The sequence below is a fragment of the Mycobacterium kyogaense genome, from assembly GCF_003254575.1.
In the GTDB taxonomy this organism is placed as follows: domain Bacteria; phylum Actinomycetota; class Actinomycetes; order Mycobacteriales; family Mycobacteriaceae; genus Mycobacterium; species Mycobacterium kyogaense.
This window is the reverse complement of record NZ_QJUA01000037.1, coordinates 1-14,662: the sequence shown is the minus strand read 5'-3', so window position 1 is coordinate 14,662 and position 14,662 is coordinate 1. Positions and strand designations below refer to the sequence as shown.

Genomic DNA, 14,662 nt, shown 5'->3' with positions numbered 1-14,662 from the left:
AGCGTGCGCTCCGGCGCGCGACACACCGGCCACGGGCGTGCAGACACGCGCGCTCGCGGGACCGGGGCGAGCGATATTGTCGCGCGTGTGAGTGGTCCCCACGACAAGCGCATCAGCTACGCCGAGGCGTCGCGCGTACTGCTGCGCGACTCCATCCTCGATGGCATGCGTGACCTGCTGCTCACCCGCGACTGGTCCTCGATCACCCTGTCCGACGTCGCGAAAGCCGCCGGGATCAGCCGCCAGACGATCTACAACGAGTTCGGCTCCCGCCAGGGGCTCGCCCAGGGCTATGCGCTGCGGCTCTCCGACCGGCTCGTCGGCCAGATCCAGAACGCGATCGGCGCCAACGTCGGTGACGTGTACGCCGCGTTCCTGCAGGGATTTCGCGACTTCTTCATCGAGTCGGCCGCCGATCCGCTGGTGATCTCGCTGCTGACCGGAACCTCGAAACCCGATCTGCTGCAGATCATCACGACCGACAGCGCGCCGATCATCACCCACTGTTCGACGCGGCTGACCGAACTGTTCATGACCAGCTGGGTGCGCTGCAGCGAGGAGGACGCGGGCGTGCTGGCCCGCGCGATCGTCCGGCTCGCGATGAGCTACATCTCGATGCCCCCCGAAGCCGACCACGACGTGGCACGCGACCTGGCCCGGTTGATGACGCCGTTCGCCGAGCGCTACGGCGTCATCGAGCCGCGGTAGCGGACGCGGCGTCCGTCGTGTCCGAGCGCTCGGGCGCGATGGAGCGGCGGAACCGCAGGAAGATCGCGACCGCGACGACCGCGATGGCGGCGCTGAGCAGGTGCGACGCCTGGTAGCCGTAGCCACTGACCACCGACCCCGCCACGACGTTGCTCAACGACGCGCCGACGCCCTGCATCGTCATCACCGCGGCGAAGCCGACGTTGAACCGACCCGACCCGGCCAGCAGCCGCTCGACCGCGATCGGCGTCGCGATGCCGATGAGACCCGCCCCCACCCCGTCGAGCGCCTGCACCGGAAAGATGGTCCAGAAGCCCGAATTGGTGCCGGCAATCAGACCGCGCACCGGCAGCGCGCACAGTGCCACCAGCAGCACGGTCGCCAGCCCGAACCGCCGGATCATCAGCGGCGCGAGCACTGCGACGGCGATCATCGCCAGCTGCGACACCCCGGTGATGATCGCGGTCGTGCGAAAGGGCGTGCCGAGCTCGATCGCGAACTGCTGCGCCACCAGCCTGCTCATCGGCGCATTGCCGAAGTGGAACATCAACAGCACCAGGGCGAGCACCAGCAGACCCGGCGTCTTGACCAGCACCCGCAATCCCGACGGCTTCGCGCTGTCCCCGGCTTCGTCGAGCCCGCGCGCCGCGTCGTGATCGATGCGGGTCGGATCGATGGCCATCGCGGCCACCACCGCGCCGATCGCGGTGACGATCATCAACGTGATGATCGCGTGTTCGCCATAGAGCGACACCGCGATGAACACCGCAGCCAGTGAGACCACGTTGCCTGCGTGGTTCCAGAACTCGTTGCGGGCGACCTGCCGGCCGAACAGCCGCGGCCCGATCAGGCCGAGGGTCAGCCCCATCAGGGCCGGTCCGATCACCGCGCCCACCACGGCGGTGCCCACCTGCCCGATCCAGACGATCGCCGGCGTCGGTGCCACCAGCGTGGCCAGACCCACCGCGGTCACCACCACCACCGGCACGGCGACCAGCGACCGCTTGTATCGGGTCCCGTCGACCAGCGCCCCAAACAGCGGTGTCACCGCCAACCCGATCAAGCCGCCGACCGTCGCTATCGCGCCCAACGCGAACGGCGACCACCCCCGCGTGGCGAGGAACGCGTCCAGAAACGGGCCGAGTCCATCCCGCGCGTCGGCCAGGAAGAAGTTCAGCGCAGCAAGCGCGACCAGAGACCGCCGACCCACCGCGACCGTGCGTTCGTCCACTGGCCACCCCCTTCCCGCGAACACCGACCGGCGCAGCGGTGTACCCTCCCGCGAATCGAGACCAAACACAACGTCACAAAGGACGTCACAAAGGGCGAATTGAAGACGCCCGGCGCCGACAGCTAGGGTGTTGTGGATACCTCTCGGCTGGCAGTGTGCATCCGCTTGCTCGGATTGAGCGCCTGTCCCGCGAGCCCGCAGGCCGAGTGTGTCGCCGGCGCACCACTGTGCGCTCTCGAGGCAGAAGACGAATCAAAAAGGGGCTCTACATGACTGCACCAGAACTGACCGCAGATGTCCGCAACGGCATCGACTACAAGGTCGCCGACCTCTCGCTGGCCGAATTCGGCCGCAAGGAGATCCGTCTCGCCGAGCACGAGATGCCCGGCCTGATGGCGCTGCGCCGCGAATACGCCGACGTGGCCCCGCTCAAGGGCGCCCGGGTGTCCGGCTCGCTGCACATGACCGTCCAGACTGCCGTGCTGATCGAGACGCTGGTCTCCCTCGGCGCCGAGGTGCGCTGGGCCTCGTGCAACATCTTCTCCACCCAGGACCACGCCGCCGCGGCCGTCGTCGTCGGACCGCACGGCACCGTCGAGGAACCCAAGGGCGTCCCCGTGTTCGCGTGGAAGGGCGAGACGCTCGAGGAGTACTGGTGGGCCGCCGAGCAGATGCTGACGTGGCCGGGCGATCCCGCCAACATGATCCTCGACGACGGCGGTGACGCCACCATGCTGGTGCTGCGCGGCGCGCAGTTCGAGAAGGCCGGCGTCGTGCCGCCCGAGGACGACGAGCACTCCGACGAGTACAAGGTGTTCCTGAACCTGCTGCGCCGGTCGCTCGAGGCCGACAACACCAAGTGGACCAAGGTCGCCGAGTCGGTTCAGGGCGTCACCGAGGAGACCACCACCGGCGTGCTGCGCCTGTACCAGTTCGCCGCTGCCGGTGAGCTGGCGTTCCCGGCCATCAACGTCAACGACTCGGTCACCAAGAGCAAGTTCGACAACAAGTACGGCACCCGGCACTCGCTGATCGACGGCATCAACCGCGGCACCGACGTCCTCATCGGCGGCAAGGCCGCGCTGGTGTGTGGCTACGGCGACGTCGGCAAGGGCTGCGCCGAGGCGCTCAAGGCGCAGGGTGCCCGCGTGGCGGTCACCGAGATCGACCCGATCAACGCGCTGCAGGCGCTGATGGACGGCTTCGAGGTCAAGACCGTCGAAGAGGCCATCGGCTGGGCCGACATCGTCATCACCGCCACCGGCAACCAGGGCATCATCACCCTGGAGCACATGCGCTCGATGAAGCACCAGGCCATCCTCGGCAACATCGGCCACTTCGACGACGAGATCGAGATGGCGCGCCTGGAGCGCGATAAGGACATCCGTCGCATCAACATCAAGCCGCAGGTCGACGAGTTCATCTTCCCCGACGGTCACTCGATCATCGTGCTGAGCGAGGGACGCTTGCTGAACCTTGGCAACGCGACCGGCCACCCGTCGTTCGTGATGAGCAACAGCTTCTCGAACCAGGTCATCGCGCAGATCGAGCTGTGGACCAAGAACGACGAGTACGACAACGAGGTCTACCGCCTCGCCAAGCACCTCGACGAGAAGGTCGCCAAGATCCACGTCGAGGCACTCGGCGGCTCGCTGACCAAGCTCACCAAGGAGCAGGCCGAGTACATCGGCGTCGACGTCGACGGCCCGTACAAGCCGGAGCACTACCGCTACTGACATGACGGATCGGGCGCGCACAACGACATTCAGTGTCGTTGTGCGCGCCCTTTCTGTTGCGGTGCTCCTGCTGTCGGCCGGATGCCAGAGCGCGCCGCAGGAAGCGCCCGACACCACGCCCTCTCGGCCGGTGCCCGACGTGCGTCACGACGTCGGCGAACTCGCGCGCGCGTTTCCCGCGCTCGGCACTCCGGTCTCGGCATCGTGGATCCGCTGGGGCAACGGCGGTACCGCGGTCTGGACCGACGCTGTCGTGCGTGTCACCCCTCCGACGATGAATAACATACTGCGTCAGCATGTTTCGGAGCCGACCACACATCGCCCCGCGGTGCAGAAGGTGCTGGAGCCGGAGGTTCCGCCCGGACCGTTCCGCACCGGCGCGGAGCTGAACACGGCATTCTCGCCGGGACGCACGAGCACACGCGTCTTCCTCGACCCGCCGCGCGACACCGTGGTGCTGCAGTCCTTCGACCTCGGCTAGGTGTCAGCGGGACTGCGGCACCGGGCGTCGGAACGTCACAGTGTCGAATTCCCGGCCGTATTCGTCCACCGCCACGACATCCATCTCGCTGACGAACACTCCGGGCCGCACATCCACACGGATGAACGCATAGTTCAAGAATCTGACCCGTGACCACGCCCGGCTTCCCGCTGCTGGACACCGCCGGAGGTCCACACGTAACTGTTGGGGACGACGGTGTCGGGGACCTCGTGGCCGCGGTAGCTCTCCTGCTCGCCGGGCTGGAACGTGTAGCGCGGGCGCCCCGCCGCTCCGACCGTGTAGTACACCGTGCCGTCGGTGTCGGGATAGACAATGGCGTGGTCGCCGGCCACCTTCGTCGGTGCACCGCCCCGGATGGGATCGGACCGTTCGAAGGCGTGATTGTGGGCCTGCAGCACCAGATCCACGCGGTAGCGGTCGAACAACTCTGCCCACGCATCGCGCACACCGCCGTCACTGGCGTGCGCCTGCACCGTCGAATACGCGCAGTGGTGGAAGAAACACACGATGAAGTCGATGTTCGGATTGGCCCGATGATCGGCCAACGTCGAAGCGACCCAGTCGGTTTGAGACCCACCGGAATAGCCGGTGTTGGCGGTGATCTCGTAGGAGACGTCGTTGGCGTCCAGCGACAGGACCGCCACGTTGCCGTAGACGAACGAATAGACCGAGGGGCAGGCCGCGGGGCCGTTGCCGGGAAAATCCAGGCGCGCCAGGTGGCCGCCGTAACCGTGCACCGGGTAGGCGGCCTCCATGTCGTGGTTGCCGGTGGCGAACATCCACCGCGTGGTCGACGCGCTGCGTTCGATCGAGTTCAGATACACGTCCCACACGTAGGGATTGAATTTGTCGAAACCCGACGGAAGCGTGCCGCCCGACGGTACGAACGTCGGCGGCTCACCCATCCCCGAGGGATCCGCGTAGGCGATGTCACCGGCGAGGACGTGGAACTGCGGCCGCGCCGCACCGATCTGATTCAGGACGTTCTCGGTGTGAGACACGGTCGGATCGTTGTCGGGTTTGTAGTAGCTGTCGTCATAGTCGCCCCGAGCCAGGCCGGGTGGGAGAAGCGGTGTGGTGTCGGTGCCCTGATCGCCCATCATCGTGAACCGGAACGGCGACAATGCATTCCGTGCGTTCGGCATGGCGGTGCTGGTGGAACGGATGTCGGTGACGAAGCCGTCCTCGGTGCGCCACCGGTAGAAGTGTCGACTGTGAGCGGCGAGCCCGTCGACGGGGGCGTGCACGTAGAACTGCTCGGCGGCCAGCACGCCGCCGCTGCTGTCGGGGATCTGCGTCACCAGATTGCGGACCTCGGCCTCCAGCGTCGCCCCCAGAGAGGGCGTCGGGCCGTGGTCGACGAACACTTTCGTACCGGCAGGGCTGCGCGACAGCTGCGCGGCCAGCCGCAGCTGAGTCGAGGCGTCGGAACCGTAACCGACGCGCCGGTTCGCGACTGCCAGGGGCGCGTCCTGGGCGTAGGCGCGTCGGCCGAACGGTGACATCCCGGCGGCGCCGACAGCCGCCAGTGCGGCCGATCCACGCAGGAAGTTCCGGCGCGACACCGGATGTCGCCGCAGATATCGCTGGTGCCACTCGTACTGCTCGGCAATGGACATCTCGGCGGCCAACGCTGCCGGGACGCCGGTGTCGGGGATGTCGCCGGCGCCGGTCATGTCGGACGGTAGGCCGGCGGCAGCGGCATGCCCAGTTCCGCCATCACAGATCGCAGCCGCGTCGGGTAATCGGTGATGATCCCGTCCGCACCCGCGGCGATCTGGGCGCGCATCGCGTCGGGGTCGTTGATCGTCCACGGGATGACCTTCAGCCCGAGTCCATGTGCGCGCGAAACGAATTCGGCGTCGGCGACCAGAGCGAAACCCGGATCGCCGGGGACCTGGCCGTAGGGCACCGAGTAACCCGGGGACAACACATCGGCGCCCACCATCGTCGCCGCGACGATCGGGTCGCTGACGGCCGCCGGGTCGATGCCGTCCAGCCATGGCGAACCAGGCACGAACGTCGTCTCATCCCACAGCGCGATCCGTGGAATCGACGGCGCGGCGGCGCGAACCAGCGGCAGGGTGCGCCAGTCGAAGCTCTGGATCTCGACCAGATCCTGCTTACCCGCAGCGCGCACCGCCGCGAGGATGACGTCGACGAACTGGCCCGGCGGGGCCGACATCTCCGGCTTGTCCGCCTCGATCTTGGTCTCGATGTTGTAGCGGACACCGGCCCGGTAGCGGTCGGCGAGCGCGAACACCTCGGGCAGTGTCGCGATTCTGTTGCCCCTGACCACCTCGGCCTGCGGGAAAGCGGGCAGCAATTTCCCGCAGTCCAGCGTGTGGAGCTGGGCGGCCGTCAGCTGCCACACCGCCTTCCCGACGTAGGGGAACTGCGGATCGCCCGGAAAAGCCGGGGCGGTGTCGGAGCATTTGTCGGCCTGGATCATGGGGTCGTGCCAGACCATCGGCTGACCGTCGCGGGACAGCACGATGTCGAGCTCCAGCGTGCTCACGCCGAGTTCGAGCGCCTTGGCGAATGCGCGCAGCGACTCCTCGGTGGTTTCCCCGCGGCCGCCGCGGTGCGCTTGCAGATCGAAGTCGGCCGCCGCCGAAGCGCTCGGCGCGGACCCGACGAAGCCGGCCAGCATCAACCCCGCGATCACCACGGCAAGACAGCGCATGACATCAAGGCCTAGCAGCGCAAGGCGACGCCGAAGTGTCCGCTGCGTGAACGCCACCGTCGTCGCTGTCGTCAGATCAGGCCCAGCTGCTGGTAGATCGTCGAACGCCACTTGCGGGACTGGGAATTGACGAAGATTCCGCCGAGCGCCCAATCGTGCATCTGACCGTCGCCGATCACCACCGTGAAGTTCGCATCAGGGTCCTGCGCCAGCAGCTTGTCGCGGAACATCAAGTCACCGGGGTAGGGCCGTTCCACGGTTCCGACGTAGATCGCCGTCGGCGGCAACCCGGTCAGATCGTCGACCATGATCGGATTGAAGTGCGGGTCATCAGGATTCAGACCGCCGCCGGGTGCCGGTGCCGTCCGGGGCGGGATGATCGGATCGTTGATGTCATCGACGATCGGCCCGGACAGCGTCAGATGCAGCACCGGGGAGATCAGCACCATCCGGGACGGCTGATCCTCGTCGGGATCGCAGGCCGCGTCGGCCCGGCAGCGGCGCACCAGCTCCTGGGCCACCAGCATCGCGTACGTGCCGCCCGCGGAATCGCCATACAGAGACACGTTCTCGGCGCCGTGCTCGGCGATCATCAGCGACACGTAGTCCGCCATCGGCGGCACCAGACCCTCGACAGTGGCGTTGCCTATCGGCGGGGCCAGCGGATAGATCGGCACCACCACCGTCGCGCCCGTCTGACGGGCCATCGCCGTGTAGTCGGCCCAGTTGATGATGTTCGCCTCGGCGACGAACCCGCCGCCGTGCAGCGCCAGCACGTACTCGTCCGTGGGCTTGCGCTTCGGGGTGATCGTCACGACTTTCATGCCGCTGTAGGTACTTTCGGTGACCGCGACGCCACCGCTCACCCACTTGGGCGGACTGGTGTAGGTCACACTGCCGCCGTCCCCGACGAAGATGGGGGAATCCTCGGCGCGCAGCTTCTGCAGCGTCCGCAGGATGAACCGATCCTGCAGCGACGGGGGACCGGTGACGACGGTCTGCGGCCCATCGGTGATGTCGCGGATGCGCTCACGCCGGGTGGCGCTGCTCAACGGCAGCAGCGGCGCGGTCAGGGCGGGGGCCGTCGGCTCGTCGCTGTCCGTCGGCTCGACGGCGACCCGCGTCAACGGCGCGAAGAGACGTTTCCGCTCCGTTCTCGTGTCGGTGCCCGCGTCGGTGCCCGAGGCGCGCTCGCGCGTGCGCTCGGCCAGCCGGGTGCGCAGCCGCGGGGAGTCGGTCCTGTCGGCCTTCTCCGCCCTGGCCGCCCGCACCTGGCTGTGGCTGGTCGTGGCAGTGGTCCCGCCGTCGTCGGCGGCTGCCACACCGCAGCCCAACCCCAGCAGCGCTGCCGCGCCGACCCCCGCTGCCACGGCGCATCCAGCTACCGTTGCGACATTGCTCTGACCCCGCATCGTGCATACCTATCACCTCGGGTCCCGGTGCCGCACTGGATTACGCTCACCCCGTGCTCATCGTCATAGAAGGTGTCGACGGCGCGGGGAAACGGACCCTGACCAACGGGTTGCGGGCAGCGTTCGAAGCTAACGGCCACTCGGTGACGAACCTGGCGTTCCCCCGCTACGGAGAGTCGGTGCCCGCCGACCTGGCCGCCGAAGCGCTGCACGGCCGCCACGGCGACCTCGCCGACTCCGTCTACGCGATGGCCGTGCTGTTCGCGATGGACCGGGCCGGCGCACGCGCGCGGATCGACGAGCTCACCTCCACACACTCCGTGGTGATCCTCGACCGTTACGTCGCCTCCAACGCCGCCTACAGCGCAGCGCGGCTGCACCAGGGAGCCGACGGTGACATGGTCGCCTGGGTGCACGACCTGGAGTACGGCCGGCTGCAGCTGCCGACGCCGCACGTGCAGGTCCTGCTCGACGTGCCGACCGAACTGGCCGCCGCCCGCGCGGCCAGCCGGGAAGCCGCTGACGCCGACCGCACCCGCGACGCCTACGAACGCGACGACGGGCTACAGCGACGCACGAGCGCCGTCTACGCCGAACTCGCCGCGGCCTCCTGGGGTGGCCCCTGGGCCGTGGTGCCACCCGACGTCGACGCCGCGGCGCTCGCCGAGGGGTTGCTCGGCGAACCCGGTTAGCGAGACGAAACCCCGCGTCCGACGTACGCTCCGATCGGGGAGCCGCACAGCGGCACACGTCAAGGGGGATCAATGGTCGTTCGCACTCGAATTCAGGCCGACATGATGGCGCGGATCGACGAACTCGTGACCGAGCTCAAGACCGCGGGAGAACGCTTCGACCAGGGACGCATGCTCGAAGGCCGCGAAGTGGCCCGCCACATCGGCCGCCTGGTCCACGGCACCGCCTCGTCACGCGCCCTGATCGACGAGTGGGGTGTGCGGCCGCTGATGACGTGGGTCGACACCGCCGGTGTGGTCAACCCCAAGACCGCGTCGTCCGCGGCGTGCCTGACGCTGATGAAGATCCGCACCGGATCGCAGCGCTGCGGCGAGTTCGTGCCGAAGCTCGGAATGTATCCGCCCGCGCCGATCCGCACCCGCGACGGCGAACACATCGACCGCGGCTCACGCATCCCGTTCGAGCACTGGTGGACCAACCCCGTCGTCAAAGATGCTGACGGCGCCGAGTTTTCCCGCAAGCAGCTGGTTCTCGCGCTCGCCGCAGGCCCCCACGCCGACGACGAGGCCGCCGCGGCCCTGGCGGCACTGTCCGGAAGTCCGTCGCTGGGACGCGTCGTGCAGGGCGACCCGGCCGCGACGGGACTGGAACGCAACCCCGTGATGGCCAGCGCACGCCAGATCGGCTACGAGGTTCTGCAGTCGATCAGCCAGCAGCGAGACGTCATCGCCGCCTGCGCCTGACCTTCGGCCCGGTTGAGGCGCGAAACGCCCGTGTGGTAACCGGGGTTTATCGCGTTGTGGTGACACCATGGACACCATGAGGCAAAGGATCCTGGTCGTCGACGACGACCCTTCGCTGGCTGAGATGCTCACCATCGTGCTGCGCGGCGAGGGTTTCGACACCGCCGTCATCGGGGACGGCACCCAGGCGCTCACCGCCGTCCGGGAGCTCCGGCCCGATCTGGTGCTGCTCGACCTGATGCTGCCCGGCATGAACGGCATCGACGTCTGCCGGGTGCTGCGCGCCGACTCCGGCGTGCCGATCGTGATGCTGACCGCCAAGACCGACACCGTCGACGTGGTGCTCGGGCTCGAATCCGGCGCCGACGACTACGTGATGAAGCCGTTCAAGCCCAAGGAGCTGGTGGCCCGCGTGCGCGCCCGGCTGCGGCGCAACGAGGACGAGCCGGCGGAGATGCTCTCGATCGCCGACGTCGACATCGACGTGCCTGCGCACAAGGTCACCCGGCAGGGCGAGCAGATCTCCCTGACCCCGCTGGAGTTCGACCTGTTGGTGGCGCTGGCACGCAAACCTCGCCAGGTGTTTACTCGTGATGTGCTGCTCGAACAGGTGTGGGGTTATCGCCACCCCGCCGACACCCGTTTGGTGAACGTGCATGTGCAGCGGCTGCGGGCCAAGGTCGAGAAGGACCCGGAGAACCCGCAGGTGGTGCTGACCGTTCGAGGAGTGGGATACAAGGCCGGACCTCCGTGATCGGACGGTCCGCCTGGTTGAGGCGACGTGATACCCCGGCCGTGATGCGCCGCCCATGATCTTCGGTTCGAGGCGGCGCATCCACCGGCGGTCAGCCCCGCTGATCCGCGGGCTGGGCGTGCTGGGCCGGGCTGTCAGCTCGGCGTGGCGCCGCTCCCTGCAGTTGCGTGTCGTCACGCTGACGCTGGGGCTGTCGCTGACCGTCATAATGGTCCTCGGGTTCGTGCTCACCAGCCAGATCACCGACCGCATCCTCGAAGTCAAGGTCGGTGCGGCGACCGAGGAGATCGAGCGCGCGCGCACCACCGTCAGCGGCATCGTCGGCGGCGAGGAAACCCGGTCGCTCGACAGCAGCCTGCAGCTGGCCCGCAACACTCTGATCGACCGCAAGGCCGACGCCGGAGCAGGATTGGCCGGCGCCTTCGACGCCGTGCTGATCGTCCCGGGCGACGGCCCACGCGCAGCGACGGCCGCCGGGCCCATCGACCAGATCCCGAACTCGTTGCGCGACTTCGTCAAAGCCGGCCAGGTCAGCTATCAGTACTCCACTGTGCGCACCGACGGCTTCTCCGGCCCGGCCCTGGTGATCGGCAGTCCGACGTCGTCGTCGACCTCTGCGGTCACCAATCTCGAGCTCTACCTGATCTTTCCGCTGAGAAACGAGCAATCCACCATCGCCCTGGTGCGCGGCACCATGGCCACCGGCGGTGTGGTCCTGCTGGGCCTGCTCGCCGCGATCGCGCTGCTGGTGGCCCGCCAGATCGTGCTGCCGGTGCGCTCGGCGTCGCGGATCGCCGAGCGGTTCGCCGAAGGCCACCTGAGTGAACGCATGCCGGTGCGCGGCGAAGACGACATGGCACGACTGGCCGTGTCGTTCAACGACATGGCCGAGAGTCTGCAGCGGCAAATCACCCAGCTCGAAGAGTTCGGAAACCTGCAGCGACGCTTCACCTCTGACGTCAGCCACGAGCTGCGCACCCCGCTGACGACCGTGCGGATGGCCGCCGACCTCATCCACGACCACGCTGAAGAGCTGGACCCCGCGCTGCGCCGCTCCACCGAGCTGATGGTCAACGAGCTGGACCGGTTCGAATCGCTGCTCAACGATCTGCTCGAGATCTCCCGCCACGACGCCGGTGTCGCCGAACTCGCCGTCGAAGCGGTCGACCTGCGCTCGATCGTTCGCAGCGCGCTCGACAACGTCGGGCATCTGTCCGAGGAGGCGTCCGTCGACATGATGGTCGACCTGCCCGGCGACGAGATCATCGCCGAAGTCGATCCGCGCCGCGTCGAGCGCATCCTGCGCAACCTGATCGCCAACGCCATCGACCACGCCGAACGCAAGCCCGTACGCATCCGGATGGCCGCCGACGCCGACACAGTCGCGGTCACGGTTCGCGACTACGGCGTCGGTCTGCGACCCGGCGAGGAGAAGCTGGTGTTCAGCCGGTTCTGGCGGGCCGACCCGTCGCGGGTGCGCCGATCCGGCGGCACCGGCCTCGGTCTGGCGATCAGCATCGAGGACGCGCGCCTGCACCAGGGGCGGCTGGAGGCGTGGGGAGAGCCCGGCAAGGGTGCGTGCTTCCGGCTCACGCTGCCGCTGGTGCGCGGGCACAAAGTCACCAGCAGTCCGTTGCCCGTCAAGCCGATCGGGGAACCGGCGGGAGTGCCGACCCGCCGACGCGAACCCGCAGGGGAGAGCGTGTGACGCGCGGGCTCGCGGCGCTCCTGTCCGTACTCATTTTGGTGCTCGCCGGCTGTGCGGGGGTGCCGAGTTCGTCGTCACCCCAGGCGATCGGCACCGTCGACCGACCCGCCCCGCCGAGCCTGCCCAAGCCCACGCCCGGCATGGACCCCGACGTGCTGCTGCGCGAATTCCTCAAGGCCACCGCCGATCCCGCCAGCCGGCACCTCGCGGCGCGGCAGTTCCTCACCGAATCGGCGTCCAGCGGATGGGACGACGCCGGTAGCGCGCTCCTGATCGACAACGTCGTGTTCGTCGAAACCCGAACGCCGGAGCGGGTTTCGGTCAACATGCGTGCCGACATCCTGGGTTCGCTGTCCGACATGGGCGTGTTCGAGACCGGTGAAGGTGCCCTGCCCGACCCCGGCCCGATCGAACTGGTCAAGACCCCCGGCGGCTGGCGCATCGACCGGCTCCCCAACGGCGTTTTCCTGGACTGGCAGCAATTCCAGGCGACCTACAAGCGCAGCACCCTGTACTTCGCCGATCCGACCGGCAAGACCGTGGTACCCGACCCGCGCTACGTCGCGGTCTCCGATTCCGACCAGCTGGCAACGGAATTGGTGAGCAAGCTGATCGCGGGACCGCGGCCGGAGATGGACAAGACGGTCCGCAATCTGCTCGGCGCGCCACTGCGGCTGCGTGGACCGGTGACCCGCGCCGACGGCGGCAAGACAGGCGTCGGACGCGGCTACGGCGGTGCACGCATCGATCTCGACAGCCTCTCCACCACCGACCCGCACAGCAGGCAACTGCTTGCGGCGCAAATCATCTGGACGCTGTCGCGGGCCGGGGTCAACGGGCCGTACGTGATCAACGCCGACGGCGCAGCGCTCGACGACCGATTCGCCGAAGGGTGGGACACCGGCGACGTCGCGGCCACCGACCCCGGCGCCGCCGACGGTGCGGCGGCCGGCCTGCACGCTCTCATCGGCGGTTCGCTGGTGTCGCTCGACGGCCAGCGGGCCCCGCGGGTGCCCGGCTCCTTCGGGTCTCTGCCCGGTCAGACCGCGGCGTCGCTGTCCCGCGGCGGGCAGGAAGTCGCCTCGATCGTCACGCTGCGCCCCGGCGCACCGGACATGGCGTCGTCGCTGTGGGTCGGGCCGTTGGGCGGCAACGCAAGTCAGGCGATGGACGGGCGCAACCTGACCCGCCCCAGCTGGGCCCTCGACGACGCGGTCTGGGTCGTCGTCGACGGCATCAACGTCGTCCGCGTCTTCCAGGACGCCTCCGGTCAACCCGCCCGCATCCCCGTCGACGCCACGCTGGTGTCCGGCCGATTCCCCGGCGTCATCACCGAATTGCAGCTCTCCCGGGACGGCACCCGCGCGGCGATGGTGATCGACCGGCACGTGATCCTCGCCAGCGTCGAGCAGACCCCCGGCGGCGGATACGCGCTGACCTATCCGCGCCGGCTCGGCTACGGCCTCGGCGACACCGTGGTGTCACTCGGCTGGCGCACCGGCGACGACATCGTGGTCAGCCGCACCGACCCGCAACACCCCGTGTCCTACGTCAACCTCGACGGGGTGAACTCCGACGGCCCCAGCCGCAACCTGCTGATGCCCGTCACCACAGTGGCCGCCAACCCGTCGGTGGTCTACGTCGCCGACCAGCGCGGCGTGCTGCAGCTGTCCGGTTCGGGCGCCGAAGGCGATCCCACCTGGGGCGAAGTTCGTCCGCTCATGACAGCGGGGGCACTGCCGGTGCTGCCGGGCTGACAGTCGTGCAACGAAAGGGTTGGCAATGGACATCAATGCTGAAGTGACGCGCAAAGCGGTCCTCACGGGCGCCGGAGTGGGGGTGGCCGCGGTCGCGCTGGCGGCGTGTTCGTCCGGGTCCTCCACGGAGTCCGGCGCATCGTCATCGTCCGAATCGGCGGCGTCGTCCGGGTCGGCAGGCACCGGCGAGGCGCTGACGAAGACCGCCGACGTCCCGGTGGGCTCCGGCGTGATCGTCGGCAAGACGGTGGTCACGCAGCCGACCGCAGGCGACTTCAAAGCCTTCTCGGCGGTGTGCACACATTCGGGATGCCTGGTCAACAAGATCGCCGACGGCACCATCGACTGCCCATGCCACGGCAGCAAGTTCAGCCTCGACGGCGCCGTCGTCGACGGTCCGGCCAAGAAGCCGCTCGAGCCGGTGAGCGTTAGGGTGCAAGGGGATTCGATCGTTCAGGGATAGACCGGTGGGGCCTGCCTCTCCCGCAGGCCCACCGGTCTCCCCGCCGAAGTTACCGGTCTGGGCGCAGGGGTCTGCGCACCAATTTTCCGCTTGCCAGTGAGAAGCCACGGCTGTGACATGCCGCTGATCACGACCCGGAACACTGATATGGGGAGTGGTTTGTCAAGTGGGCAGGGTGAAGCGGCGGCCTCAACCGTCGTTGCGGCCGCCGCTTCCTCGGTCAGTGCTGGTCTCGGATGCCGGGACTGGCGCGCGTGTCGTAGCGACGG

Annotated in this window: 12 protein-coding genes and 1 pseudogene; 9 read left to right on the top strand and 4 right to left on the bottom strand. The window is 68.4% G+C overall.

The window, feature by feature from the left end; all coding sequences use genetic code 11:
* Positions 1–75 precede the first annotated feature (75 nt).
* Positions 76–708: a TetR family transcriptional regulator AlkX gene (gene alkX, locus DMB80_RS21460; protein WP_240431325.1), complete on the top strand. Its 633-nt coding sequence runs from the start codon at positions 76–78 to the stop codon at positions 706–708.
* Here the strand turns inward: alkX and DMB80_RS21455 are convergent.
* Positions 692–1,939: an MFS transporter gene (locus tag DMB80_RS21455; RefSeq protein ID WP_205538826.1), complete on the bottom strand. Its 1,248-nt coding sequence runs from the start codon at positions 1,937–1,939 to the stop codon at positions 692–694. The genes alkX and DMB80_RS21455 overlap by 17 nt on opposite strands.
* Positions 1,940–2,208: 269 nt before the next feature.
* Between DMB80_RS21455 and ahcY the strand changes: the two genes are divergently transcribed.
* Complete coding sequence (gene ahcY, locus DMB80_RS21450; RefSeq protein ID WP_111511715.1) at positions 2,209–3,675, top strand: adenosylhomocysteinase; 1,467 nt, start codon at positions 2,209–2,211, stop codon at positions 3,673–3,675.
* Position 3,676: 1 nt separating this feature from the next.
* Positions 3,677–4,156 carry a hypothetical protein gene (locus DMB80_RS21445; protein WP_111511714.1) on the top strand — a complete coding sequence of 160 codons (480 nt, stop codon included), beginning with the start codon at positions 3,677–3,679 and terminating at the stop codon, positions 4,154–4,156.
* Between the two features lie 3 nt (positions 4,157–4,159).
* Here the strand turns inward: DMB80_RS21445 and DMB80_RS21440 are convergent.
* The 3 genes and pseudogenes from DMB80_RS21440 to DMB80_RS21430 all read right to left on the bottom strand — a co-directional run bounded on the left by DMB80_RS21440 (position 4,160) and on the right by DMB80_RS21430 (position 8,233).
* Positions 4,160–5,853 (bottom strand): annotated as a pseudogene (locus tag DMB80_RS21440) (metallophosphoesterase).
* On the bottom strand, positions 5,850–6,863 hold the full coding sequence (locus DMB80_RS21435; RefSeq protein ID WP_111511713.1) for a glycerophosphodiester phosphodiesterase: 1,014 nt from the start codon (positions 6,861–6,863) through the stop codon (positions 5,850–5,852). Before DMB80_RS21435 ends, DMB80_RS21440 begins: the two are co-directional and overlap by 4 nt.
* Positions 6,864–6,934: 71 nt before the next feature.
* Positions 6,935–8,233 carry an alpha/beta hydrolase fold domain-containing protein gene (locus tag DMB80_RS21430; RefSeq protein ID WP_240431321.1) on the bottom strand — a complete coding sequence of 433 codons (1,299 nt, stop codon included), beginning with the start codon at positions 8,231–8,233 and terminating at the stop codon, positions 6,935–6,937.
* A gap of 95 nt (positions 8,234–8,328) precedes the next feature.
* On the opposite strand from DMB80_RS21430, the gene DMB80_RS21425 reads away from it, so the two are divergent.
* From DMB80_RS21425 to DMB80_RS21400, 6 genes are all read left to right on the top strand, one after another.
* Positions 8,329–8,967: a dTMP kinase gene (locus tag DMB80_RS21425; protein WP_111511711.1), complete on the top strand. Its 639-nt coding sequence runs from the start codon at positions 8,329–8,331 to the stop codon at positions 8,965–8,967.
* Between the two features lie 72 nt (positions 8,968–9,039).
* Positions 9,040–9,711: a hypothetical protein gene (locus DMB80_RS21420; protein WP_111511710.1), complete on the top strand. Its 672-nt coding sequence runs from the start codon at positions 9,040–9,042 to the stop codon at positions 9,709–9,711.
* 67 nt (positions 9,712–9,778) lie between these two features.
* Positions 9,779–10,465 carry a two-component system response regulator MtrA gene (mtrA, locus tag DMB80_RS21415; RefSeq protein WP_040540373.1) on the top strand — a complete coding sequence of 229 codons (687 nt, stop codon included), beginning with the start codon at positions 9,779–9,781 and terminating at the stop codon, positions 10,463–10,465.
* 55 nt (positions 10,466–10,520) lie between these two features.
* Positions 10,521–12,173: an MtrAB system histidine kinase MtrB gene (gene mtrB / locus DMB80_RS21410; protein WP_111511709.1), complete on the top strand. Its 1,653-nt coding sequence runs from the start codon at positions 10,521–10,523 to the stop codon at positions 12,171–12,173.
* Between the two features lie 20 nt (positions 12,174–12,193).
* A complete protein-coding gene (gene lpqB, locus DMB80_RS21405; RefSeq protein ID WP_240431324.1) occupies positions 12,194–13,930 on the top strand; it encodes an MtrAB system accessory lipoprotein LpqB in 1,737 nt (578 codons plus the stop codon).
* Positions 13,931–13,955: 25 nt separating this feature from the next.
* The gene (locus tag DMB80_RS21400; RefSeq protein ID WP_111511707.1) at positions 13,956–14,393 is read left to right on the top strand and encodes a QcrA and Rieske domain-containing protein; all 438 of its coding nucleotides are present in this window, start codon (positions 13,956–13,958) and stop codon (positions 14,391–14,393) included.
* The last annotated feature ends 269 nt before the right edge of the window (positions 14,394–14,662 follow it).